Origin of the sequence: Ensifer sp. B1-9, assembly GCF_050474445.1 — a bacterium.
Lineage (GTDB): Bacteria > Pseudomonadota > Alphaproteobacteria > Rhizobiales > Rhizobiaceae > Ensifer.
In genome coordinates, this window is the sequence record NZ_JBCHVG010000010.1 from 253,597 (window position 1) to 274,888 (window position 21,292).

General features: G+C 63.3%; 21 protein-coding genes. 7 read left to right on the forward strand and 14 right to left on the reverse strand.

Annotation, left to right across the window (positions count from 1 at the left end):
- Positions 1-107 precede the first annotated feature (107 nt).
- Positions 108-857: a F0F1 ATP synthase subunit A gene (locus tag ACQ5BM_RS20270; RefSeq protein ID WP_429815045.1), complete on the forward strand. Its 750-nt coding sequence runs from the start codon at positions 108-110 to the stop codon at positions 855-857.
- Between the two features lie 40 nt (positions 858-897).
- On the opposite strand, the gene ACQ5BM_RS20275 is transcribed toward ACQ5BM_RS20270, so the two are convergent.
- From ACQ5BM_RS20275 to ACQ5BM_RS20290, 4 genes are read right to left on the reverse strand one after another with little or no spacing between them, the layout of a single operon-like run.
- The gene (locus ACQ5BM_RS20275) at positions 898-1,749 is read right to left on the reverse strand and encodes a metal ABC transporter permease (RefSeq protein ID WP_429815048.1); all 852 of its coding nucleotides are present in this window, start codon (positions 1,747-1,749) and stop codon (positions 898-900) included.
- Entirely contained in the window at positions 1,746-2,606 is an 861-nt protein-coding gene (locus ACQ5BM_RS20280; protein ID WP_429815050.1) for a metal ABC transporter permease, read from the reverse strand. Before ACQ5BM_RS20280 ends, ACQ5BM_RS20275 begins: the two co-directional genes overlap by 4 nt.
- On the reverse strand, positions 2,603-3,538 hold the full coding sequence (locus tag ACQ5BM_RS20285; protein ID WP_429815053.1) for a manganese/iron ABC transporter ATP-binding protein: 936 nt from the start codon (positions 3,536-3,538) through the stop codon (positions 2,603-2,605). Before ACQ5BM_RS20285 ends, ACQ5BM_RS20280 begins: the two co-directional genes overlap by 4 nt.
- Positions 3,535-4,440, reverse strand: a complete 906-nt coding sequence (locus ACQ5BM_RS20290; protein WP_429815056.1) for a metal ABC transporter substrate-binding protein — start codon at positions 4,438-4,440, stop codon at positions 3,535-3,537. Before ACQ5BM_RS20290 ends, ACQ5BM_RS20285 begins: the two co-directional genes overlap by 4 nt.
- Positions 4,441-4,561: 121 nt before the next feature.
- Here ACQ5BM_RS20290 and ACQ5BM_RS20295 point away from each other — a divergent pair, with 121 nt between their 5' ends.
- Positions 4,562-4,990 carry a Fur family transcriptional regulator gene (locus tag ACQ5BM_RS20295; RefSeq protein WP_429815058.1) on the forward strand — a complete coding sequence of 143 codons (429 nt, stop codon included), beginning with the start codon at positions 4,562-4,564 and terminating at the stop codon, positions 4,988-4,990.
- Positions 4,991-5,042: 52 nt separating this feature from the next.
- Here ACQ5BM_RS20295 and ACQ5BM_RS20300 read toward each other — a convergent pair whose 3' ends face one another.
- Together ACQ5BM_RS20300 and ACQ5BM_RS20305 are read right to left on the reverse strand one after the other, a co-directional pair.
- A complete protein-coding gene (locus ACQ5BM_RS20300; protein WP_429815061.1) occupies positions 5,043-5,954 on the reverse strand; it encodes a DMT family transporter in 912 nt (303 codons plus the stop codon).
- A gap of 151 nt (positions 5,955-6,105) precedes the next feature.
- A complete protein-coding gene (locus ACQ5BM_RS20305) occupies positions 6,106-7,590 on the reverse strand; it encodes a nucleobase:cation symporter-2 family protein (protein WP_429815064.1) in 1,485 nt (494 codons plus the stop codon).
- Positions 7,591-7,889: 299 nt separating this feature from the next.
- Between ACQ5BM_RS20305 and ACQ5BM_RS20310 the strand changes: the two genes are divergently transcribed.
- Entirely contained in the window at positions 7,890-8,345 is a 456-nt protein-coding gene (locus ACQ5BM_RS20310; protein WP_429815067.1) for a hypothetical protein, read from the forward strand.
- Positions 8,346-8,458: 113 nt separating this feature from the next.
- Here ACQ5BM_RS20310 and ACQ5BM_RS20315 read toward each other — a convergent pair whose 3' ends face one another.
- The 8 genes from ACQ5BM_RS20315 to ACQ5BM_RS20350 all read right to left on the reverse strand — a co-directional run bounded on the left by ACQ5BM_RS20315 (position 8,459) and on the right by ACQ5BM_RS20350 (position 17,107).
- Positions 8,459-10,180 (reverse strand): ABC transporter substrate-binding protein, encoded by a 1,722-nt coding sequence (locus ACQ5BM_RS20315; protein WP_429815070.1) that lies wholly within the window; start codon positions 10,178-10,180, stop codon positions 8,459-8,461.
- Between the two features lie 81 nt (positions 10,181-10,261).
- On the reverse strand, positions 10,262-10,684 hold the full coding sequence (locus ACQ5BM_RS20320) for a DUF2160 domain-containing protein (RefSeq protein WP_429815072.1): 423 nt from the start codon (positions 10,682-10,684) through the stop codon (positions 10,262-10,264).
- Entirely contained in the window at positions 10,684-11,502 is an 819-nt protein-coding gene (locus tag ACQ5BM_RS20325; protein WP_113540999.1) for a carbohydrate ABC transporter permease, read from the reverse strand. Before ACQ5BM_RS20325 ends, ACQ5BM_RS20320 begins: the two co-directional genes overlap by 1 nt.
- Positions 11,503-11,524: 22 nt before the next feature.
- Positions 11,525-12,391 (reverse strand): carbohydrate ABC transporter permease, encoded by an 867-nt coding sequence (locus tag ACQ5BM_RS20330; protein WP_057255038.1) that lies wholly within the window; start codon positions 12,389-12,391, stop codon positions 11,525-11,527.
- Between the two features lie 2 nt (positions 12,392-12,393).
- Positions 12,394-13,464 carry an ABC transporter ATP-binding protein gene (locus ACQ5BM_RS20335; protein WP_429815075.1) on the reverse strand — a complete coding sequence of 357 codons (1,071 nt, stop codon included), beginning with the start codon at positions 13,462-13,464 and terminating at the stop codon, positions 12,394-12,396.
- Between the two features lie 21 nt (positions 13,465-13,485).
- Positions 13,486-14,556, reverse strand: a complete 1,071-nt coding sequence (locus ACQ5BM_RS20340) for an ABC transporter ATP-binding protein (protein ID WP_429815234.1) — start codon at positions 14,554-14,556, stop codon at positions 13,486-13,488.
- Between the two features lie 137 nt (positions 14,557-14,693).
- The gene (gene glpD / locus ACQ5BM_RS20345) at positions 14,694-16,211 is read right to left on the reverse strand and encodes a glycerol-3-phosphate dehydrogenase (RefSeq protein WP_429815077.1); all 1,518 of its coding nucleotides are present in this window, start codon (positions 16,209-16,211) and stop codon (positions 14,694-14,696) included.
- Positions 16,212-16,342: 131 nt separating this feature from the next.
- Positions 16,343-17,107, reverse strand: a complete 765-nt coding sequence (locus tag ACQ5BM_RS20350) for a DeoR/GlpR family DNA-binding transcription regulator (RefSeq protein ID WP_077967971.1) — start codon at positions 17,105-17,107, stop codon at positions 16,343-16,345.
- Positions 17,108-17,280: 173 nt separating this feature from the next.
- Between ACQ5BM_RS20350 and ACQ5BM_RS20355 the strand changes: the two genes are divergently transcribed.
- From ACQ5BM_RS20355 to ACQ5BM_RS20370, 4 genes are all read left to right on the forward strand, one after another.
- Positions 17,281-18,048, forward strand: coding sequence for an SDR family NAD(P)-dependent oxidoreductase (locus ACQ5BM_RS20355; RefSeq protein ID WP_429815081.1), 768 nt, complete (start codon positions 17,281-17,283; stop codon positions 18,046-18,048).
- 132 nt (positions 18,049-18,180) lie between these two features.
- Positions 18,181-19,077: a LysR family transcriptional regulator gene (locus tag ACQ5BM_RS20360; RefSeq protein ID WP_429815084.1), complete on the forward strand. Its 897-nt coding sequence runs from the start codon at positions 18,181-18,183 to the stop codon at positions 19,075-19,077.
- Positions 19,078-19,257: 180 nt separating this feature from the next.
- On the forward strand, positions 19,258-19,737 hold the full coding sequence (locus ACQ5BM_RS20365) for a formate dehydrogenase subunit gamma (RefSeq protein ID WP_173517707.1): 480 nt from the start codon (positions 19,258-19,260) through the stop codon (positions 19,735-19,737).
- Entirely contained in the window at positions 19,734-21,290 is a 1,557-nt protein-coding gene (locus tag ACQ5BM_RS20370; protein WP_429815086.1) for a formate dehydrogenase beta subunit, read from the forward strand. The genes ACQ5BM_RS20365 and ACQ5BM_RS20370 overlap by 4 nt, the downstream gene beginning before the upstream one ends.
- Positions 21,291-21,292 lie beyond the last annotated feature (2 nt).

The window sequence follows — 21,292 nt, forward strand, 5'->3', positions numbered from 1 at the left end:
CGCTTCGTGGAACGATCTCGGTCGTCGGCGCTTATCCAACACATTGACGCGTCGGTGGCCGCCGTTGCGTGCCGCCGATATTTCGTCACCAGCGCACGAGGTTGATGATGGCTGGACCCATCGAACAATTCGAGATCAAGTCGCTCCTTCCGATTGCCGAGGTCGGCGGCCACCAGATCAGCTTTACCAATTCGGCCGCCTACATGGTGCTGACCGTCGCGATCGCCAGTCTCTTCCTGATCCTGTCAACGCGAAGACACGGCCTGGTGCCGAACCGGGCGCAGGCGGCGGCCGAGATCCTCTATGAGTTTGCGGCAAAGACGCTCCGCGACAACGCCGGCGAGAAGGGCATGCGCTTCTTCCCGCTGGTCTTCTCGCTGTTCATGTTCATTCTGGTCGCCAATGTGATCGGCACGTTCCCCTATGCCTTCACGGTGACGAGCCATATTGCCGTGACCTTTGCGCTGGCGATGCTCGTGTTCCTGACGGTCACGCTCGTTGGTATCTACCGGCACGGCTTCGGCTTCCTGCGACTGTTCATGCCGGCGGGCGTGCCATTGATTCTGGCGCCGATCATCATCCCGATCGAGGTGGTCTCCTACCTTGCGCGCCCCGTCAGCCACTCGGTTCGTCTGTTCGCGGTCATGCTGGCCGGCCACATCACCCTCGAGGTTTTCGCCGGCTTCGTCGTGGGGCTCAGTGGCCTCGGGGCACTCGGAATCCTGGCTGCGGTCATGCCCCTCCTGATGACGGTGGCGCTGACCGGGCTCGAACTGCTGATGGCGCTGATCCAGGCCTATATCTTCACCATGCTGACCTGCATGTATCTCAACGACGCGCTTCATCCGAGCCACTGAGAGCAGGCAAAGGCGGCTCCCTGCAACGGGAGCCGCGTCGTCACTCGACCGTCGTTCGCCGCGCTTCGATCCGGTAGGTCCGCCAGGATGACCAGGCGAAGGCGAGCAGGAACATTGCGGTCATAAGCAGCACGATGGTCGGCGCCGGCGCGCTGTCGATGAAGAAGGAGAGGTAGACGCCGCAGAAGGAGGCCGTCATCGCTAGGAGCACGGCAACGACGAGCATCGCGCCCATGGTGCGGGTGATCAGGAAAGCGATGGCGCCCGGTGCGATCAGCATGGCGATGGCAAGGATCAGGCCCACCGCCTTCAGCGCGCCGACGATCGTCAGCGACAGGATCGCGAGCAGCCCGTAATGCAGCCAGTTGACCGGAAGGCCGACGGCCTTGGCCTGGGCGGGATCGAAGGCGTGCAGCAGGAAATCGCGCCATTTAACGGCGAGAATGCCGGTGGCGACCAGCGCGATCACGCCGGTTTCGATTATGTCCGGCCAGCCGATACCGAGCATGTCGCCGAAGAGGATATGGTCGAGGTGCACGTCGCTCTGGATCTTGGTGTAGAGCACCAGCCCGAAACCGAACATGCCGGAGAAGACCACGCCCATGACCGTGTCCTGCTTGATACGGCTGTTCTCCTTGAGATAGCCGGTCAGAAGCGCACAGGACATGCCGGCTGCGAAAGCGCCGACGGCCAGCGGCAGGCCGACGATGTAGGAGATCACGACGCCGGGGAAGACCGCGTGCGAGATCGCGTCGCCCATCAGCGACCAACCCTTCAGCACCAGGAAGCACGAGAGCATCGCCGTCGGGATCGCGACCAGCACCGAGATCAGCAGCGCGTTGCGCATGAACTCGAATTCAAAGACGGCGAGCAGCATGTCGAGCGAGATCATCGGGCCGCCTCCACCGGTTCGGCGCCACGCCTGCGCGCGGCGAGAAGCCCGTGTTTCGGGGCGAAGACGAAGGCCGTCAGGAAGATCAGCGTCTGCAGCACGATGATGATGCCGCCGGTGGCACCATCGAGGAAGTAGCTGAAATAGGCGCCGAAGAAGCTCGTGAGCGCCCCGATGGCGACGCTGATCACGATCAGCCGCGGAAAGCGGTCGGTGAGCAGGTAAGCGGTGGCGCCCGGTGTCACCACCATGGCGATGACGAGGAAGGCGCCGACGGTCTGCAGTGCTGCGACGGTGCAGGCCGAAAGCAGCGTGAAGAACAGCACCTTGAGGAAGGTGGTGGGAATGCCGATCGAGCGGGCATGGCTTTCGTCGAAGAAGGTCACCATCAGGTCCTTCCACTTCGCCGTCAGGATGACGAGCGATACGATGCCGATGATGGCAAGCTGCAGCGTATCGGCGGGCGTGATCGCCAGGATGTTGCCAAGCACGATCGTCTGGATGTTCACCGAAGTCGGCGACAGCGACACCATGAAGAGCCCGAGGCCGAAGAAGGAGGTAAAGATCAGGCCGATGATCGTGTCCTCCTTCAGACGGGTACGCTGATTGAGAAACAGCATGGCGCCGGCCGCGAGCGCGCCGGAGAAAAAGGCGCCGATGGAAAACGGCAGGCCGAGCATGTAGGCGCCGGCGACACCGGGGACGATCGAGTGCGAAAGGGCGTCACCGATCAGCGACCAGCCCTTCAGCATCAGGTAGGAGGAAAGGAAGGCGCAGACGGCGCCGACCAGCGCGCTGACCCACATGGCGTTGAGCATGTAGCCATAGGTGAAGGGTTCCAGGAGCGTGGCCGTCATTTGCCGTTTGGCTCCCCGTCCGTTTCGGGTTTTGCCGGCTGCGCCACCATTCGGTCCTTGTCGCCATACATGACCAGCGGGCGCTCGTCGTCGGTGATGACGGCAAGCTGCCGCGGATCGGCATCGTCATGCAGGTTTTCGCCGCCGAGCACGAAGTGCCGGAGCACGCCGCCGAAGGCGAGTTCGAGGTTTTCGCGGGTGAAGGTGGTTTCGGTCGGGCCATAGGCGAGAACCGTGTTCTTCAGCAGCACGGTGCGGTCGCAGAACTCCGGCACGCTGCCGAGATTGTGGGTCGAAACCAGCATGACCCGGCCCTCGTCGCGAAGGCCGATCAGCAGGCGAATGATCGCGTCCTCGGTCTTGACGTCGACGCCGGTGAAGGGTTCGTCCAGCAGGATGACCTTGCCATCCTGGGCAAGGGCGCGCGCGAGGAAGACGCGCTTCTTCTGGCCGCCGGAGAGTTCGCCGATCTGGCGCTTGCGGTAGTCGCTCATGCCGACGCGCGCGAGCGCTGCCGCGACTGCCTCATGGTCGGCCTTCTTCGGGATGCGCAGCATGTTCATGTGACCGTAGCGGCCCATCATGACGACGTCCTCGACCAGAACCGGGAAGTTCCAGTCGACCTCTTCGGCCTGCGGCACATAGGCAACGAGGTTCTTCCTGAGTGCCTCCGGAACGGAGCGCCCAAGGATCGAGATTTCGCCGCGCGACAGGCGGGCAAAGCCCATGATCGCCTTGAACAGCGTCGACTTGCCGCTGCCGTTGACACCGACGAGCGCCGTGATCGTGCCCGTCGGGATTTCGAAGGTGGCGTCGCGCAGGGCGCGCAGGCCGTTGCGGTAGGTGACGGTGGCTCCTGAGACGCTGATGCCACTGCCCTGTTCGCCGGATGCCGGCGTGGGGCCGGAGCGGGGCTTCACTTGCAGATTCATTGCGAAAGTCCCTTGGCGATGGTTTCCGATGTGACGCGCAGCAGGTCGATATAGGTCGGAACCGGACCGTCCGCTTCGCTCAAGGAATCAACGTAGAGCACGCCGCCGTATTTGGCACCGGTTTCGCGCGCGACCTGCTCGGCCGGGTCGGGAGAAATCGTACTTTCGGAGAAGACGACAGGAATGTGGTTGGCCCGGACGGCGTCGATCACCTTGCGGACTTGCTGCGGGGTGCCCTGCTGGTCGGCGTTGATCGGCCAGAGATAGAGTTCCTTCATGCCGAAATCGCGGATCAGGTAGCTGAAGGCGCCTTCGCTCGAGACCAGCCAGCGCTTGTCCTCGGGGATCTTGGCGATCTCGGCGCGGATCGGCGCAATGGTCGCCTCGATCTTCTGTTTGTAGGCCTCGGCATTGGCCTTGTAGGCCTCGGCATTGGCGGGATCGAACTTCACGAAGGCATCACGGATGTTGTCGACATAGATCAGCGCGGCCGACGGCGACATCCAGGCATGCGGGTTGGGCTTGCCGGTGTAGGGGCCCTCGGCAATGCCCATGGGTTCGACCCCAGTCGAGACGACGACGCCCGGCACATCATCGAAATTCTGGAAGAACTTCTCGAACCAGCGCTCCAGGTTCAGGCCGTTCCACAGGATCAGCTTGGCGTCGTGCGCCTTCAGGATGTCGCGCGGGGTCGGCTGGTAGTTGTGGATCTCGGCACCCGGTTTGGTGATCGATTCGACGACGGCCGCGTCGCCCGCGACGTTTTTTGCCATGTCGGCAATGACCGTGAAGGTCGTCACTGCCTTGAACTTTTCCTGCGCTGAGCTGGTGCCCGGAGCGAGCGCGATGGCTGCCAGGGCAGCGGCCGCTGCCAGGATCGCGCGCCTCGTCTGATCGATCATTCACTACTCCCAGATGTTGACGCCCACAGGAGTAGGCGAATGATTTGCATAAGTCAATGCAAATGAGAAGCATTCGCAACTAGCTATTTTCAAAACCGGTGCCCTTGGCTAGTGTACGACCATGAAACAGAACAAGAATCGTGTCGAAGAGCTGGAAGGCGTTTTGCGGGATGGCGGCGTGCGCGTGACGCGTCAGCGCTCCGCAATCCTGAAGATCCTCGCCACCGCCGAAGACCATCCAGATGCAAACGAACTGCATCGCCGGGCGAAGGAGCTCGACGCCACCGTCTCGCTTTCGACCGTCTACCGGACGCTGTCGGCGCTCGAACAGCAGGGCGTGGTGCATCGCCATGCCTTCGAAAGCGCCACCGCGCGTTTCGAGACCGCCGACGCGCCGCATCACGATCATCTGATCGACATCGATACCGGTGCGGTCATCGAGTTCCGCTCCGACAAGATCGAACAGTTGCAAGCGGAGATTGCCGCCGAGCTCGGCTACGATCTGGTGCGGCACCGGCTCGAGCTCTACTGCCGCAAGCGCAAGGACTGAGCCAAGCTCGTTGGGGCCGCAACGCCTCCTGTTGCCTTCAAATGAAAGAAAGTCAGCCGCGACCCGGGACGGCGGAAGTGCGCCACCGCGCCGGCATGGTCATGGCGGCAACGCCGACAATGACGCAACCGAGGCCGGCCCAGGCGGTGTCCGATAGCCGCTCGCCGAGGAAGAGCGCGCCGATGGCGACGCCGACGGGCACGCGCAGATAGGCCTGGGCCGTGGCGCCGACCGAACCCAGGGCCTGGATCAGCCGGAAATAGATGGCGAAGGCAAGCGCGGTCGAGAAGACGGCAAGGCCGAGAAGGGCGAGCAGCGAAGCCATCGACGGCGCCAGCGTCCAGGGCCGATCGACAACGAGGCTGGTGGGGATCAGCAGCACCGTGCCCGCGATCAGCGAGCCGGCGGCGGGCATCATCGGATCCAGACCCTTGAAGCCGCGCCCGAAGATCGCGGCGCCGGCATAACAGACGGTCGCGAGCACGACGGCGAGCTGCGGCAGCAATTGCGCGCCGAGACCGCCGAAGGCCTCCATGCCGATGATCAGGCTGATACCGGTCATGCCTGCGATGACGCCGACGAGCTTGCGGATAGTGACCGGCTCGTGGCGGGTGATGAGGGCCGTCATCAGGAACGTGAAGATCGGCGTCGTCGCGTTGAGGATCGAGGCGATGCCGGCATCGATCGTCTGTTCGGCCCAGGCAATCAGCGTGAAGGGTACGACGCTGTTGAGGCAGGCCTGGAACAGGAACCGCCGCCAAGTCGCCACGTCGCGCGGCATCGCCAGGCCACGCCAGCGGAGAACCGCGAGAAGCAGGACACCGGCGATCAAGGTGCGGGCAGCAATCAGCGTGACCGGCGGAATGGTTTCAACGCCGATCTTGATAAAGGTGTAGGAAGCGCCCCAGAGCGTTGCAAGCGCAAGCAAGAGGAGGAGCTCGAGGGAGAGATTGGTCTTGGCCATGGCAAGGGAACCTTCGTGTCGTCGTCGTTGCCATTCTCCTAGCGCGGTGGGGACGGCAGATGCTTCGGTGACGGTCGAAGTATCGAAATGTGCATGAGACAACAAAGCCCCGGCCACCTTTCGGGGCCGGGGCAGATGTTTTCGGCATCGCTCAGTGGCTGTCGGCGAGCTTGGCCGGGTCGAGGGAGGCGGACCTTTCAAAGCTCAACCCATTGAAGAAGGCGTTGAGCATCACCGCCGAGATCGAGGCGAGCACGATGCCGGACTCGATGATCGGGTGGATCACATGCGGCAGCCACATCAGGTAGTTCGGCGCAATCAGCGGGATCAGGCCGAAACCGACGGAGACGGCGACGACGAAGAGGTTGTTGCGCGACGACTTGAAGTCGACGGTCGACAGGATGCGCACGCCCGTTGCCGCCACCATGCCGAACATCACGAGGCCGGCGCCGCCGAGAACGAAGGTCGGCACCGCCTCGACCAGCGCGCCCATCTTCGGGATCAGGCCGAGTGCGATCATGATGACGCCGCCCATCACGCAGACATAGCGGCTTTTCACGCCCGTGACGCCGACGAGGCCGACATTCTGCGAGAAGCTCGTATAGGGGAAGGTGTTGAACAGACCACCGATCATGGTGCCGAGGCCATCGACCCTAAGCCCCGCCGTCAATTGCTGCTGCGACACCTCGCGGCTGGTCATTTCACCGAGCGCCAGGAACATGCCGGTCGATTCGATCATGACCACGATCATCACCAGCGACATGGTGGCGATCAGAACCGGATCGAAGATCGGCATGCCGAAGCGCAGCGGCGTGACCACGGCGAACCAGCCGGCGTCCGCCACCCGGTCGAAATGCATCATGCCGAGCGCCGCGGCGACGACACAGCCGACGACGACACCGGTCAGCACTGCGATGTTGCTGATCAGCCCGCGACCGAAGCGTGCGATCACGAGAATGGAGACGAGCACGAAGGCGGCAAGGGCGATATGGCTCGGCTCCGCGTAGAGCGGGTTTGGCACCGTGGCGCCGAGCACCAGGCCATCAGGAATGGCGGGTCCGCCGGCGGCGGCAGCCTTCTTCAATTCGGCCAGCCATTCGGCATGGGTCGGATCGACGAGCTTCGGCGCCGTCGGCCCGAAGGGATTGCCGAAGATCCAGTTCACGCCCACGCGCATCAGCGAGACGCCGATGACGAGAATGATGGTGCCGGTGACGACCGGCGGGAAGAACCTGAGCAATCTGCCCATCAATGGCGCGAGCAGGAGTGCGACGAGGCCGGCTCCGATGATGGCGCCGAAGATCATGCGCGCCCCTTCCTGCCCGGGCGTCATCGCTGCCATCGAAACCATCGGGCCGACGGACGCGAAAGTAACGCCCATCATGACCGGAAGACGGATGCCGATGCCGCGGCCGAGGCCGAGCGACTGGATAATGGTGACGATGCCGCAGACGAACAGGTCGGCCGAGATCAGAAAAGCGACGTCCTCAGGGCTGAGCTGCAGCGCCCGGCCGACGATCAGCGGCACCGCGACGGCACCGCCATACATGACAAGAACATGCTGGATCCCGAGGGTCGCGAGCCTGCCCACCGGCAGCTTCTCGTCCACCGGGTGTATGCTGGAAACGTCGCTCATGGTTCCTCCTCCCATCACGTCGACCAGTCCGGCTCCCCCGTCCTCCAACAGGGGAATGCAATTTTTCCGTGTCGAGGCAGAATGTCGCAAGTATCGCCAGAACGAAAACACTTTCTGGAATCCGGGGGAAATCCGCCAAGATGCGGGCAGGCCGGAACGCGTGTTGCGAGGTCGCGGCGCTTGCCCAAGGCGGCGGCCTGACGAATCCAAAGATCATGCAACGTAGCCGCAATGCGAAGCATCGATGGTTTCTTGCGCCGGTGAAATGCTCCGGTGCGTTCGTTTTGGGATCACGATCAATGGTGTCTTGGAGACAGGCCTTCCGGCATCTGGCCGCTGTACTGTTCACGCTCGCCTTCGCCCTTCCACCGGCTGCTGCGCGCGCCAGCGGTGCGACCTTTCCCGGGCAGTGGCAGCAGGTGGCGTCAGGAACGGACGCATGTGAGACCTGCTGGGTCGAAATCAGGCGGAACGGTCCTGTCCTGAAGGTAACGGGCAAGGACGGATGGTTCGCGGTGGTCCATCTCGGGCGCGCTGGAGGCGGCTATAGCGCCGAGGGGATCGGCCGTTGGAGCGAGGGCGGCGACAGTCACTATCGCGGCCAGCCCTTCGACATCCGGATCGCGATCGTCGACAAACATCTCTACATGGACATGACGGTGCGGATGGACGATGGCTCGACACGGGCGGTCAGGGCGATCTTCGACAAGCGCCGGTCCGAGAAGTCCAGGCGCTTGCGGCTGGCGCGCATGTAGGTCGCGGCCATTTCTTCCGAGGGATGCCGAAAGAAAAACCGGGGCCGTTGCCGACCCCGGTGCCGCATCTCCTGAAGAGAAGAGGCCGCCCGTCTTGCAGGCGGCCCCGTTTTTTACTGCTGCCAGCTCTTGACCAGATCGTCGTAGTTGACGGTCTGCGGCTTGTCCTTCTCGTTCTCGACCTTCAGCTGCGGAGCGAGGTTGCCCTTGGAAGCGGCGTCCTTGTTCCAGTATTCGAGATCGTGCTCTTCGGCGAGCTTCGGGCCGATGTCGCCCTGGACGCCCGAGCGTTCCAGACGGGAGAGAACCTTCTCCTGCTCGGCGCACAGCGAGTCCATGGCTTCCTGGGCAGTCTTCGCACCCGAGGAGGCATCGCCGATCGCCTGCCACCAAAGCTGAGCCAGCTTCGGATAGTCAGGAACGTTCGTGCCGGTCGGCGACCACTGCAGGCGGGCCGGCGAACGGTAGAACTCGATCAGACCGCCGAGCTTCGGAGCGCGATCGGTGAAGCTCTTGTGGTCGAGCGTCGACTGGCGGATGAAGGTGAGGCCGACATGGCTCTTCTTCACGTCGACGGTCTTCGAGGTCACGAACTGCGCATAGAGCCAGGCGGCCTTGGCGCGATCGTCGGGCGTGGACTTCAAGAGCGTCCAGGAACCGGCGTCCTGGTAACCGAGCTTCATGCCGTCCTTCCAGTAGACGCCGTGCGGGCTCGGAGCGAAACGCCACTTCGGCGTGCCGTCTTCGTTGACCACAGGCAGACCCGGCTTGACGAAGTCGGCAGTGAACGCCGTGTAGGTGAACATCTGCTGGGCGACTTCGCCCTGCGACGGAACCGGACCGGATTCGGAGAAGGTCATGCCCTGGGCGGCAGCCGGTGCATAGGCCTTCATCCAGTCGAGATACTTCTGGATCGAGTAGACCGCGGCCGGGCCGTTGGTGTCGCCGCCACGGGCTACGCAGGAGCCGACGGGACGCGAATTCTCGTCGACCTTGATGCCCCACTCGTCGACGGGCTTGCCGTTCGGGATGCCCTTGTCGCCGTTGCCGGCCATCGACAGCCAGGCGTCGGTGAAGCGCCAGCCGAGCGACGGGTCCTTCTTGCCGTAGTCCATGTGGCCATAGACCTTCTTGCCGTCGATTTCGCGGCCGGTGAAGAACTCGGCGATGTCTTCGTAAGCGGACCAGTTGACCGGAACGCCGAGCTCGTAGCCGTACTTGGCCTTGAAGTCCGCCTTGTTCTTCTCGTCGTTGAACCAGTCGTAGCGGAACCAGTAGAGGTTCGCGAACTGCTGGTCGGGCAGCTGGTAGAGCTTGCCGTCCGGCGCCGTCGTGAAGGACTTGCCGATGAAGTCGTCGATGTCGAGGTTCGGGTTGGTGACGTCCTTGCCTTCATTGGCCATGAAGTCGGTCAGGCTGCGGGCCTGCTGGTAGCGCCAGTGGGTACCGATCAGGTCCGAGTCGTTGATGTAGGCGTCGTAGACGTTTTCGCCCGACTGCATCTGCGTCTGCAGCTTTTCGACGACGTCGCCTTCGCCGATCAGGTCGTGGGTGATCTTGATGCCGGTGATGTCGGAGAAGGCCTTGGCGAGAACCTTCGATTCGTATTCATGGGTGGTGATCGTTTCGGAAACGACCTTGATTTCCATGCCGGCGAAGGGCTTGGCCGCATCGACGAACCACTGCATTTCGGCTTCTTGGGCCGCGCGGTCGAGCGAGGACAGGTCGCCGATCTCGCTGTCGAGGAACTTCTTCGCCTCGTCCATGCCGGCGAATGCCGTGCCGGTAAAGGCCAGCAGCATTGCCGCCGTCGTAGTCAAAAGATGCCGTCGCATAATTCCCTCCCTTAGGTTTGCGAGTGCGGTTCTTTAGGTTTTGACGGGCCGCTACCCAGCGGCCCGTCAAATCGGTTCGCCTCAGACGTAGCGGAAGACACCGACGGCATAGACCAGGGAGAGCGCGAGCGCCCACCACAGGTTCTGTCCGCCGACGAAGCCGAGCCACGCGAGGTGAATGAAGGCGCTGCCGAGCAACGACACGAAGAGGCGATCGCCCCGCGTGGTCTCGAAGCGCAGGATGCCGACGCGCGGATTGCCGCCCGGCGAGGCATATTCCCAGACTGCCATCATCGACAGCAGTGCGAAGATCGTCAGGAAGAACATGGCCGATGGGAACGACCAGGCCATCCAGCCCCCGGCGACCAGCGGCGCGAACCAGTCGCGCGCGCCGTCCTTGATCGGCAACATGCTGATCAGCAGCCCGGCGACGGCGGCATAGACGACGAGAACGGCGGCGAAGGGCAGTTGCCAACGGGCCTTGCGATTGGGTTGAGCGGTCATCATACCCTCCCGAGGGCAAAGCCCTTGGCGATGTAGTTGCGAACGAAATAGATCACCAGCGCGCCCGGAATGATGGTGAGCACGCCGGCAGCGGCCAGCACGCCCCAGTCGAGGCCCGAGGCGGAAACCGTGCGGGTCATGGTGGCGGCGATCGGCTTCGCGTCGGTGGTTGTCAGCGTGCGGGCAAGCAGGAGTTCGACCCAGGAGAACATGAAGCAGAAGAAGGCGGCGACACCGATGCCCGAGGCGATCAGCGGCATGAAGATCTTCACGAAGAAGCGCGGGAACGAGTAGCCGTCGATATAGGCGGTTTCGTCGATTTCCTTCGGCACGCCCGACATGAAACCTTCCAGGATCCAGACGGCGAGCGGCACGTTGAACAGGCAGTGGGCGAGCGCCACGGCGATGTGTGTGTCGATCAGGCCAAAGGCCGAATAGAGCTGGAAGAAGGGCAGCGCGAAGACCGCCGGCGGCGCCATGCGGTTGGTCAACAGCCAGAAGAACAGGTGCTTGTCGCCGAGGAAGCGGTAACGCGAGAAGGCGTAGGCCGCCGGCAGCGCTGCCGTCACCGAGATCACCGTGTTCATGACGACGTAGATGATCGAGTTGATGTAGCCGTTGTACCAGGACGGATCGGTGAAGATCACCTGGTAGTTCCGGAGCGTCGGGTTCACTGGCCAGAGCGAGAAGGTGCTGAGGATCTCGCTCGTCTCCTTGAAGCTCATGTTGACGAGCCAGTAGATCGGCAGCAGCAGGAAGACGATGTAGATCGTCGGCACCAGCCAGGACAGGCGTTCGGTAAGCGGTTTTGTCTGCATGTTGGTTCTCCTCCCGCTCACGTCAGCCTTGCGCGTCGCTCGTGGTCATCACGGTGTAGAAGATCCACGAGAGCAGCAGGATGATGAGGAAGTAGATGATCGATAGCGCTGCCGCCGGACCGAGGTCGAACTGGCCGATGGCCGTCTTGACGAGGTCGATCGACAGGAAGGTGGTGGAGTTGCCCGGGCCGCCGCCGGTGACGACGAAGGGTTCGGTATAGATCATGAAACTGTCCATGAAGCGCAGCAGGAAGGCGATCAAAAGCACGCGCTTCATCTTCGGCAGCTGGATGTAGCGGAACACCGACCAGCGCGAGGCCCCATCGATCTTGGCCGCCTGGTAGTAGGCGTCCGGGATCGAGACGAGGCCGGCATAACAGAGCAGCACGACGAGGCTCGTCCAGTGCCAGACGTCCATGACGATCAGCGTCACCCAGGCGGCGACAGGGTTCTGCACGTAGTTATAGTTGATACCCATGCCTTCGAGCGTGCGGCCGAGCAGGCCGATGTCGACGCGGCCGAAGACCTGCCAGATGGTGCCGACGACGTTCCACGGGATCAGGAGCGGCAGCGCCATCAGGACGAGGCAGACCGGCACGCCGAGACCCTTCTTCGGCATGTTGAGGGCAATGATGATGCCGAGCGGGATTTCGATCGCCAGGATGATCGCCGAGAAGATCAGGTTGCGGGTGAGTGCATCCCAGAACCGGTCGGACGTCAGCACCTGGACGTACCAGTCGGTGCCGGCCCAGAAGAACGCGTTATTGCCGAAGGTGTCCTGGACCGAATAGTTGACGACGGTCATCAGCGGGATGACGGCCGAGAAGGCGACCAGCACGAGGACCGGCAGCACCATGAACCAGGCCTTGTTGTTCCAGGTCTTTTCCATGATCAGGCCTCCTCGCCGACGCGCCAGGAATCGGCGTAGATGTTGATGGCTTTCGGATCGAAGCGGACGCGCGGCTCGGCGGGGATCTCGCCGTCCTCGTCGACGATGATCGAGATCGGCTGGTCGGCGAAACGGGCGCGGACGATCTTGTGGCGGCCGATATCCTCGACCTTGGTGATCGCGACCGGCATGCCCTCGCGGCCGATCGAAACGAATTCCGGGCGGATGCCGAGCTCGGTCTTGGCGCCGGCCTTGACCTTGGGCAGGAAGTTCAAGGCCACGTGTTCGCCGCCGACAGTGGCGGTGTTGCCGTCGAGCTTGACCGGCAGCACGTTCATGCCCGGCGAACCGATGAAGTAGCCGACGAAGGTGTGGCGGGGGCGCTCGAAGAGCTCGGCCGGCGTGCCGATCTGGACGATCTGGCCGTCATACATGACGACGACCTTGTCCGCGAAGGTCAGTGCCTCGGTCTGGTCGTGGGTGACGTAGACCATGGTGAAGCCGAACTGCTTGTGCAGCCGCTTGATCTGCGAACGCAGCACCCACTTCATTTCCGGATCGATGACTGTCAGCGGTTCGTCGAACAGGATGGCGCTGACGTCGTTGCGCACGAGACCGCGGCCGAGCGAGATCTTCTGCTTCTGGTCGGCGGTAAGGCCGCGAGCGGTCTTCTTCGCCCAGCCGCCGAGACCGATCATCTCGATCGTCTCCTTGACGCGGCGGTCGACCTCGGCTTCGGGCACGTGCCGGTTCCGCAACGGAAAGGCCAGATTGTCGTAGACGGTCATCGTGTCGTAGATCACCGGGAACTGGAACACCTGGGCGATGTTGCGTTCCTGGGTAGAGAGATGCGTCACGTCCTTGCCGTCGAAGAGGATGCGCCCTTCCGACGGGTTGATCAGGCCGGAGATGATGTTGAGCAGCGTGGTCTTGCCGCAGCCGGACGGGCCGAGCAGCGCATAGGCGCCGCCGTCGTTCCATTCGTGATGCACTTCCTTCAGCGCATAGTCGTTTTCCGACTTCGGTTTTGCGCCGTAGGCGTGGCGGATGTGTTCCAGGTCGATGCGTGCCATGTTTTCCTCCCAACGCCTCCCTTAGGCCGCGCCGCCGATGGCGCGTCCATCGGGCCCGAAGGCCATGAGATGGCGGGTGTCGACGAAGACCTCGAGGGTCGCGTCCGGTTCGATGTCGTGAATGCCCGGCGCCAGCATGACCCAGCGCGCATTGGCGAAACCGACGTGAATGAAGCTCTCCGATCCGGCGATCTCCGAGATCGCGGTCTTCACGGAGAGCGCGTCGCCGCCGCCATTCGGCCGGTCGAAGGAGATGTGGTGCGGCTGGAAGGCGACGGTGCAGGGACCGTCGGCAATCGCCGCCAGGTGCGCCGGGACCGTCAGTACGGACTTGCCGTCGAGCGCAAAGAGTGAACCGGTCTTGACGAGTTCGATCGTGTTCAGCGGCGGGTCGGCGAAGGTGCGGGCGGTGATGAGGTCGGTCGGACGACGATAGACGTCGATCGTCTTGCCGAACTGGGTGACGCGACCCTGGCTGAGAGCTGCGGTGTTGCCGCCAAGCAGCAAGGCTTCCGATGGCTCGGTGGTGGCATAGACGAAGATCGCGCCTGAGGCGGCGAAGATCTTCGGCAGTTCCTCGCGCAGTTCCTCGCGCAGCTTGTAGTCGAGGTTGGCGAGCGGTTCGTCGAGCAGCACGAGATCGGCATTCTTGACGATGGCGCGCGCAAGAGCCGTGCGCTGCTGCTGGCCGCCCGAGAGGTTCAAGGGCGTGCGGTCGAGATAGGGTGTGAGCTTCAGGAGCTCGGCTGCCTTGCGGACTTCGCGGTCGATGGTGGCGGCATCGGCGCCGCTGATGCGCATCGGCGAGGCGATGTTCTCATAGACGGTCATCGCCGGATAGTTGATGAACTGCTGGTAGACCATGGCGACAGAGCGCTTCTGCACCGGCAGGCCGGTGACGTCGGTGCCGTCGAAGATCAGCGAGCCGGAGGCGGGCTTGTCGAGACCGGCCATCAGCCGCATCAGCGACGTCTTGCCGGAAAGGGTCGGGCCGAGCAGCACGTTGAGCGACCCCCTCTCCAGCACCAGGTCGGTCGGGTAGATATGCGTCTCCCCGCCCACGACCTTGGATATCTTCTTCATTTCAAGCATCGAATTCTCCACCCAGCCATCGGCAGTCCAGAGCGTTTCCACGCCGGCGCGGACGCTCCATCTCATCGTTTTCCTGCATTTCCGGACGCAAAACCGCTGCGCACCCTTGCGTCCGGAAATGCTTTAGAATGCGGTCTTCAGGCGGCTGCGTTGGCCGCGCCCCGCATGTACTCCTCCAGTGCTGCCGCCTCGCCGGGCGTCAGCTTCAATCCCAGTTTCGTGCGGCGCCACAGCACGTCCTCGGCGTGCCGCGCCCATTCCTTGGTCATCAGCCACCTGACTTCGGCCTCGTAGAGATCCGCGCCGAAATGGTGGCCGAGTGCGGCCTCGCTCGAAGCAGGGCCGAGGAGCGTGGCGGCGCGTGTGCCGTAGAGGCGCACCAAGCGCCGCGCGTGTGCCGGCGCAAGGAAGGGATACTGCTTCTGCAGCCTTGCGACTTCGTCGGCATAGCCCTGGGCGGGAAAATCGCCGCCCGGCAGCCTCGATCCGGCCGTCCATTTCGATCCCTTGACGCCGATTGCCTCGCCGATCTTGTCGAGCGCGGATTCGCCGAGGCGGCGGTAGGTCGTGAGCTTGCCGCCGAAGACGTTGAGCAACGGCGCCGCACCCTTGTCGCCCTCGACCCGCAGCACGTAGTCGCGGGTTGCCTCCTGCGCCTTGCTGGCGCCGTCGTCATAGAGCGGGCGCACGGCGGAGTAGGTCCAGACGATGTCGTCCTTCGTCACCGGCTCCAGGAAATACTCGCTTGCGGCCTTGCAGAGGTAGTCGACTTCGGCGTCGCTGATGCGGACATCGGCGGGGTTGCCGGTGTAGTCGCGATCGGTGGTGCCGATGAGGGTAAAGTCTTCTTCATAGGGAATGGCGAACATGATGCGGCCATCCGGGTTCTGGAAGAAATAGGCGCGCGGGTCGTCGAACTTCTTCTTCACGACGATGTGGCTGCCCTGGACGAGGCGGACATTGTGAACGTCGTTCTTGCCGAGCGCGCCGGAAAGCACCGTGTCGACCCAGGGGCCGGCCGCATTGATGAGCATGCGGGCCCGCAGGACCTTGCGTTCGCCGCTGGTCTGGTTTTCGGTCTCGACCGTCCAGAGCGCGCCATCACGCCTTGCCGAGACGACACGGGTGCGGGCCATGATGACGGCGCCGCGGTCGGCGGCGTCGCGGGCGTTCAGCACGACGAGGCGGGCGTCGTTGACCCAGCCGTCGGAATATTCGAACGCCTTGTTGAACAGGCGCTTCAGCGGCTTGCCGGCCGGATCGCGGTTCATGTCCAGCGTCGCCGTCGGCGGCAGCAGCTTGCGGCCGCCGATGTGATCGTAAAGGAAGAGGCCGAGGCGGATGAGCCAGGCCGGGCGCAGGCCGCCCTTATGATAGGGTAGCACGAAACGCATCGGCCAGATGACGTGCGGCGCCATCGCCCAGAGCACTTCCCGCTCCATCAGCGCCTCGCGCACGAGGCGGAACTCGTAATGCTCGAGATAGCGCAGGCCGCCGTGAATGAGCTTGGTGGAACCGGAGGAGGTGCCGGAAGCGAAGTCGTTCATTTCGGCCAAGGCGACCGAATATCCACGACCGGCCGCGTCGCGCGCGATGCCGCATCCGTTGATGCCGCCGCCGATAACGAAGACGTCGTAGATTGCCTGCTCTGACACTGCTGTTTCCCCTCCACTTTTCGCGACGCACAAATTGATGCGTCAGCGAAAGTGAAATCAGTTAAAACGAAAACATATCGAATGTCAAACGAATGCTCCCCGAATCTTTAGCGGTGCCTAAACCGCTCGTCTCAGGCGTCGGTTTCGATCAGCCGAACGTCCTGTTCGGCGCAGATTTTCCTGACATTTTCGAGCGTGCAGCGATCGGTGATGAAGGTCTGCACCTGCGAGATGTGACCGATGCGCACCGGCGCGGTTCTTTCGAACTTGGTCGAATCGGAAACGAGGATGACATGGCGCGCATTGGCGATGATTGCCTGTGCGACCTTCACTTCGCGGAAATCGAAATCGAGAAGCGCGCCGTCATGGTCGATTGCCGAGGCGCCGATGACGGCGAAATCGACCTTGAACTGTTTGATGAAGTCGACGGCGGCCTCGCCGACGATACCGCCGTCGGAACCACGCACGACGCCGCCGGTGATCACCACCTCGATCGAGGGGAAGACGCGTAAGCGATTGGCGACATTTATATTGTTGGTGATGACCATCAGTTCCTTGTGGTCGAGAAGGGCCTCGCCCACGGCCTCGGTCGTCGTACCGATATTGATGAACAGCGAGGCATTGTCGGGAATGAGTTCGGCGGCGGCCTTGCCGATTGCCTGTTTCTCCGGTGCTGCGATCTGGCGGCGGGCATCGTATTTGACGTTTTCCTTGCCGCTCGGGAAGATCGCGCCGCCGTGGATACGGTTCAAAACCTTGGCGTCGCAAAGGTCGTTCAGGTCCTTTCGGATGGTTTGCGGCGTGACGGAAAAGCGCTGGGCCAGCTCCTCCACGAGCACGCGACCCTCGCTCTTTGCCAGTTCCAGGATCTCCGCCTGCCGACCCGTCAGATACATTCCATCCTCCCCATTTTCGTTTTGTTTCATAATATGCAAAAACGAAAGTCGCGCAATTTCATAAATTGGCGTTTATCGTGAAACCGGTTTCGCCATGGTTTAAAATGCGGGAGCGCGTTGCATTCGTTTCGGCGATGGGCGACGCTGCCCCGAGGAGCGAAGAGGGGAAAGACATGTTTCATCCGGCCTTGTTCAAGGGCATGACCGTCGTCGTCACCGGCGCCGGGCGCGGCATCGGGCTGGAGGTCGCGCGGCAATTCCTGGACTGCGGCGCGCGCGTACTCGTCCATGCCGGCCGGTCGATCGGCGAGCTGCCCGACTTTCTCGAATCGGCGGCGACCGAGGGGCGGGCGCATGTGGTGACGGCGGATTTTCTGGCGCCGGATGGCGTCGAGAGCTTGGCCGAGGCGGTGCGCAGCCGGTTCGAAAGCGTCGATATCCTCATCAACAATGCCGGCACGATGGTTGGTCGCTTTCCCGCGGCGGAACTCACCGACGAACAATATCGGACCGTCGTGCAGCTCAACCAGACCGCGGTCGTCGAGATGACGCGGGCGATGCTGCCGTTGCTGCGCAAGGGCACGCATCCGGCGATCGTCAACACCGTGTCGATCTCGGCGGTCACAGGCGGCAGTGCCGGCTCTTCGATCTATTCGGCCACCAAGGCCTTCGTCGCCACCTATTCCAAGGCGCTGGCGCGCGAACTCGCGCCCGAGGGCATCCGGGTCAACTGCGTTTCGCCCGGCACGATCACCACCGACTTTCATCAGCGCTATTCGTCGCCGGAAAAGCTGGAGGCGACCCGCAAGACCATTCCGCTCGGCCGGCTGGGAACGGCGGAGGATTGCGCGCCGGCCTACCTCTTCCTCGCCTCGCATGTGCTGTCGGGTTACATCACTGGCCAGGTGCTGGAGGTGAATGGCGGGCAACTGATCGCTTGAGTATGTGTTTGCGGTAGCATTCGCCGCTCATCCCCCTGCCGGGACCTTCTCCCCGCACGTGGGGAGAGAGCTGGGGTGAGGGGCGAACCACCCCGTTAGGGTGAGGGGCAGGGCAGTCCCCAAAGGGTAGACATGATCGATAAGCTGGAAATGTTCCTCGTTCTCGCGCGCGAACGGCACTTCGGCCGCGCGGCGGAGGAGTGTGGGGTGACGCAGCCGACATTGTCCGCCGCCATTCGTCAGCTCGAGGATCAGCTCGGCGTCATGCTCGTCAGTCGCGGGTCACGTTTCCAGGGACTGACGCCCGAGGGACAGCGGGTGCTGGAATGGGCGCGCCGCATCGTCGGAGATGCCCGGACGATGCGGGAGGAGATGCGGGCGGCGCGCAAGGGCCTTTCCGGCCATATCCGCCTGGCGGCGGTGCCGACGACGCTTGCCATGGTGCCGATGATCACGGCGCCGTTCCAGGAAAAGCACCCCGACGTCACCTTCTCCGTGCAGTCGACGACATCGGTGCAAATCCTGGCGCAACTCGAAAATCTCGAGATCGACGCCGGATTGACCTATCTGGAGAACGAACCGCTCGGCCGGGTGACCAGCGTTCCCTTGCAGGTCGAGCGCTACCACCTCGTCACCGCCGCCGGGACGCCGCTTTCGGAGCGGGAAAGCGTGACCTGGAAAGAGGTTAGCGACGTTCGGCTTTGTCTATTGACGGCCGACATGCAGAACCGCCGCATCATCAACCAGCATTTTTCGGAAGCCGGCGCCGTTGCCAGTCCGACGCTCGAATCAAACTCGATGATCGTCCTTTTTTCGCATGTGCGCACCGGTCGCTGGGCCAGCATCATGCCGTTCAACGTCGCGAAATCATTCGGTTTTCACGAGGACATCCGGATGATTCCGATCGTCGATCCGGATGCCCGCCACACGGTTGGCTTGGTTGCGACGCATCGCGAGCCGTTTACGCCACTCGTCTCGGCCCTGCTGCATGAGGCGCGCATTCTCGGCGAGCGAAACCAGGCTCAATAGATTTTTTCTATCGATCGACGGAACAGCCTTATTGACCCATTGGGACATAAGCGCGAAGCTTTTTCGATCATGGCCGGAGACCGCCGGGGAACGGCCTCTGTGAGACAAGTGAAATGTCGGCTGGGCCGGTTGCTCGTTTCGGGTGCCGCCATCCTAGCCCACGAGCCGGGAGGGCTCCCGTTGAATATCCATCAGCCGCGCGCCGATATCGCGGAAACCACGCTCGCCATCGTCGAGGAGCTGAAGGGGCTCGAGGGGCCGCTGCTTCCGATCCTGCACGGGATCCAGGAAGAGTTCGGCTATGTGCCGCAGGAATGTTTGCCGCTGATAGCGCGCGAGCTCAACCTGTCACGCGCCGAAGTCTATGGGGTGATGACCTTCTACCATGACTTCCGCGAGCATCCGGCCGGGCGCCACGTGCTGAAGCTCTGTCGTGCCGAGGCCTGCCAGTCGATGGGTGGAGACCAGCTTGCCGAGCGGGCCAAGCGGCTGCTCGGCATCGACTTTCACCAGACGACGCCGGATGGCGCGGTGACGCTGGAACCGGTCTACTGTCTCGGGCTCTGTTCCTGCGCACCCTCCGCCATGCTCGACGGAGAGGTGCATGCCCGGGTCGATGCCGCCGAACTGGAAGTGCTCGTTCAGGAGGCGCGTCGATGACGGTGAAGATCTATATCCCGCGGGATGCGGCCGCCGTGGCGCTCGGCGCCGAGAAGGTCGTGACGGCGATGAGCGAGGCGATCGCTTCGCGCGGTCTCGATGCAGTGATCGTGCGCAATGGTTCGCGCGGCATGCACTGGCTGGAACCGCTGGTCGAAGTGGAGACGGCCGAGGGCCGTATCGCCTATGGTCCGGTCAAGGCGCGCGACGTTGCCTCGCTCCTCGATGCCGGCCTGCTGGAGGGCGGCGATCACGCGCTCTGTCTCGGCAAGACCGAGGAGATCCCCTTCCTCAAGCAGCAGACGCGGCTGACCTTTGCCCGCTGCGGTGTCATCGATCCCCTGTCGCTCGACGACTACCAGGCTCATGGCGGGCTCGCCGGCCTGCGCAATGCCATCGCGCTGACACCGCAGGATATCGTCACGCAGGTGACCGAGAGCGGCCTTCGCGGCCGCGGCGGCGCCGGCTTCCCGACCGGCATCAAGTGGAAGACGGTGCTCGATGCTGCGGGTGAGCGCAAATACATCGTCTGCAATGCCGACGAGGGCGACAGCGGCACCTTTGCCGACCGGATGATCATGGAGGGCGATCCCTTCGTGCTGATCGAGGGCATGGCGATCGCCGGCATCGCGACCGGCGCCTCCAAGGGCTTCATCTATACCCGCTCCGAATATCCGCATGCGATCGCGGTGATGGCAGAGGCGATCGAGATCGCGCGCAGGGCGGGCGTGCTCGGGCCCTCGGTGCTCGGGTCGGGCCGTGCCTTCGACATGGAGGTGCGCACCGGCGCCGGCGCCTATGTCTGCGGCGAGGAAACGGCGCTGCTGAACAGCCTCGAAGGCAAGCGCGGCATCGTGCGCGCCAAGCCGCCGCTTCCGGCCCACAAGGGCCTCTTCGACTGTCCGACGGTGATCAACAACGTGATCTCGCTCGCCTCGGTGCCCATCATCATGGACAAGGGCGCAGCCTTCTACCGCGACTTCGGCATGGGCCGGTCGCGCGGCACCATCCCGATCCAGATCGCCGGCAATGTCAAACATGCCGGCCTGTTCGAAACCGCTTTCGGCCTGGCGCTCGGCGACATCGTCGACCAGATCGGCGGCGGCACGGCGAGCGGCCGGCCGGTGAAGGCGGTACAGGTCGGCGGTCCGCTCGGCGCCTACTTCCCGCGGGCGCTGTTCGATACGCCGTTCGACTACGAGGCCTTTGCCGCGCGCGACGGTCTCATCGGCCATGCCGGCATCGTTGTTTTCGACGATACGGTCGACATGCTGCACCAGGCACGCTTCGCGATGGAATTCTGCGCCGTCGAAAGCTGCGGCAAGTGCACGCCCTGCCGCATCGGTTCGACCCGCGGCGTCGAGGTCGCCGACAAGATCGCGGCCGGCATCGAGCCGGAGAAGAACCGCGAACTGCTCGCCGATCTCTGCAACACCATGAAGTTCGGTTCGCTCTGCGCGCTTGGCGGCTTTACGCCCTATCCCGTCATGAGCGCCATGACCCATTTTCCGGATGATTTTCAGCCGGCACCGCGCGTTGAAGCGGCGGAGTGAGG

Bases quoted from the DNA above. Each gene is read 5' to 3' on its own strand.
- ACQ5BM_RS20270 (WP_429815045.1), top strand. From the start codon at position 108: ATGGCTGGACCCATCGAACAATTCGAGATCAAGTCGCTCCTTCCGATT.
- ACQ5BM_RS20275 (WP_429815048.1), bottom strand. From the start codon at position 1,749: ATGATCTCGCTCGACATGCTGCTCGCCGTCTTTGAATTCGAGTTCATG.
- ACQ5BM_RS20280 (WP_429815050.1), bottom strand. From the start codon at position 2,606: ATGACGGCCACGCTCCTGGAACCCTTCACCTATGGCTACATGCTCAAC.
- ACQ5BM_RS20285 (WP_429815053.1), bottom strand. From the start codon at position 3,538: ATGAATCTGCAAGTGAAGCCCCGCTCCGGCCCCACGCCGGCATCCGGC.
- ACQ5BM_RS20290 (WP_429815056.1), bottom strand. From the start codon at position 4,440: ATGATCGATCAGACGAGGCGCGCGATCCTGGCAGCGGCCGCTGCCCTG.
- ACQ5BM_RS20295 (WP_429815058.1), top strand. From the start codon at position 4,562: ATGAAACAGAACAAGAATCGTGTCGAAGAGCTGGAAGGCGTTTTGCGG.
- ACQ5BM_RS20300 (WP_429815061.1), bottom strand. From the start codon at position 5,954: ATGGCCAAGACCAATCTCTCCCTCGAGCTCCTCCTCTTGCTTGCGCTT.
- ACQ5BM_RS20305 (WP_429815064.1), bottom strand. From the start codon at position 7,590: ATGAGCGACGTTTCCAGCATACACCCGGTGGACGAGAAGCTGCCGGTG.
- ACQ5BM_RS20310 (WP_429815067.1), top strand. From the start codon at position 7,890: ATGGTGTCTTGGAGACAGGCCTTCCGGCATCTGGCCGCTGTACTGTTC.
- ACQ5BM_RS20315 (WP_429815070.1), bottom strand. From the start codon at position 10,180: ATGCGACGGCATCTTTTGACTACGACGGCGGCAATGCTGCTGGCCTTT.
- ACQ5BM_RS20320 (WP_429815072.1), bottom strand. From the start codon at position 10,684: ATGACCGCTCAACCCAATCGCAAGGCCCGTTGGCAACTGCCCTTCGCC.
- ACQ5BM_RS20325 (WP_113540999.1), bottom strand. From the start codon at position 11,502: ATGCAGACAAAACCGCTTACCGAACGCCTGTCCTGGCTGGTGCCGACG.
- ACQ5BM_RS20330 (WP_057255038.1), bottom strand. From the start codon at position 12,391: ATGGAAAAGACCTGGAACAACAAGGCCTGGTTCATGGTGCTGCCGGTC.
- ACQ5BM_RS20335 (WP_429815075.1), bottom strand. From the start codon at position 13,464: ATGGCACGCATCGACCTGGAACACATCCGCCACGCCTACGGCGCAAAA.
- ACQ5BM_RS20340 (WP_429815234.1), bottom strand. From the start codon at position 14,556: ATGCTTGAAATGAAGAAGATATCCAAGGTCGTGGGCGGGGAGACGCAT.
- ACQ5BM_RS20350 (WP_077967971.1), bottom strand. From the start codon at position 17,107: ATGTATCTGACGGGTCGGCAGGCGGAGATCCTGGAACTGGCAAAGAGC.
- ACQ5BM_RS20355 (WP_429815081.1), top strand. From the start codon at position 17,281: ATGTTTCATCCGGCCTTGTTCAAGGGCATGACCGTCGTCGTCACCGGC.
- ACQ5BM_RS20360 (WP_429815084.1), top strand. From the start codon at position 18,181: ATGATCGATAAGCTGGAAATGTTCCTCGTTCTCGCGCGCGAACGGCAC.
- ACQ5BM_RS20370 (WP_429815086.1), top strand. From the start codon at position 19,734: ATGACGGTGAAGATCTATATCCCGCGGGATGCGGCCGCCGTGGCGCTC.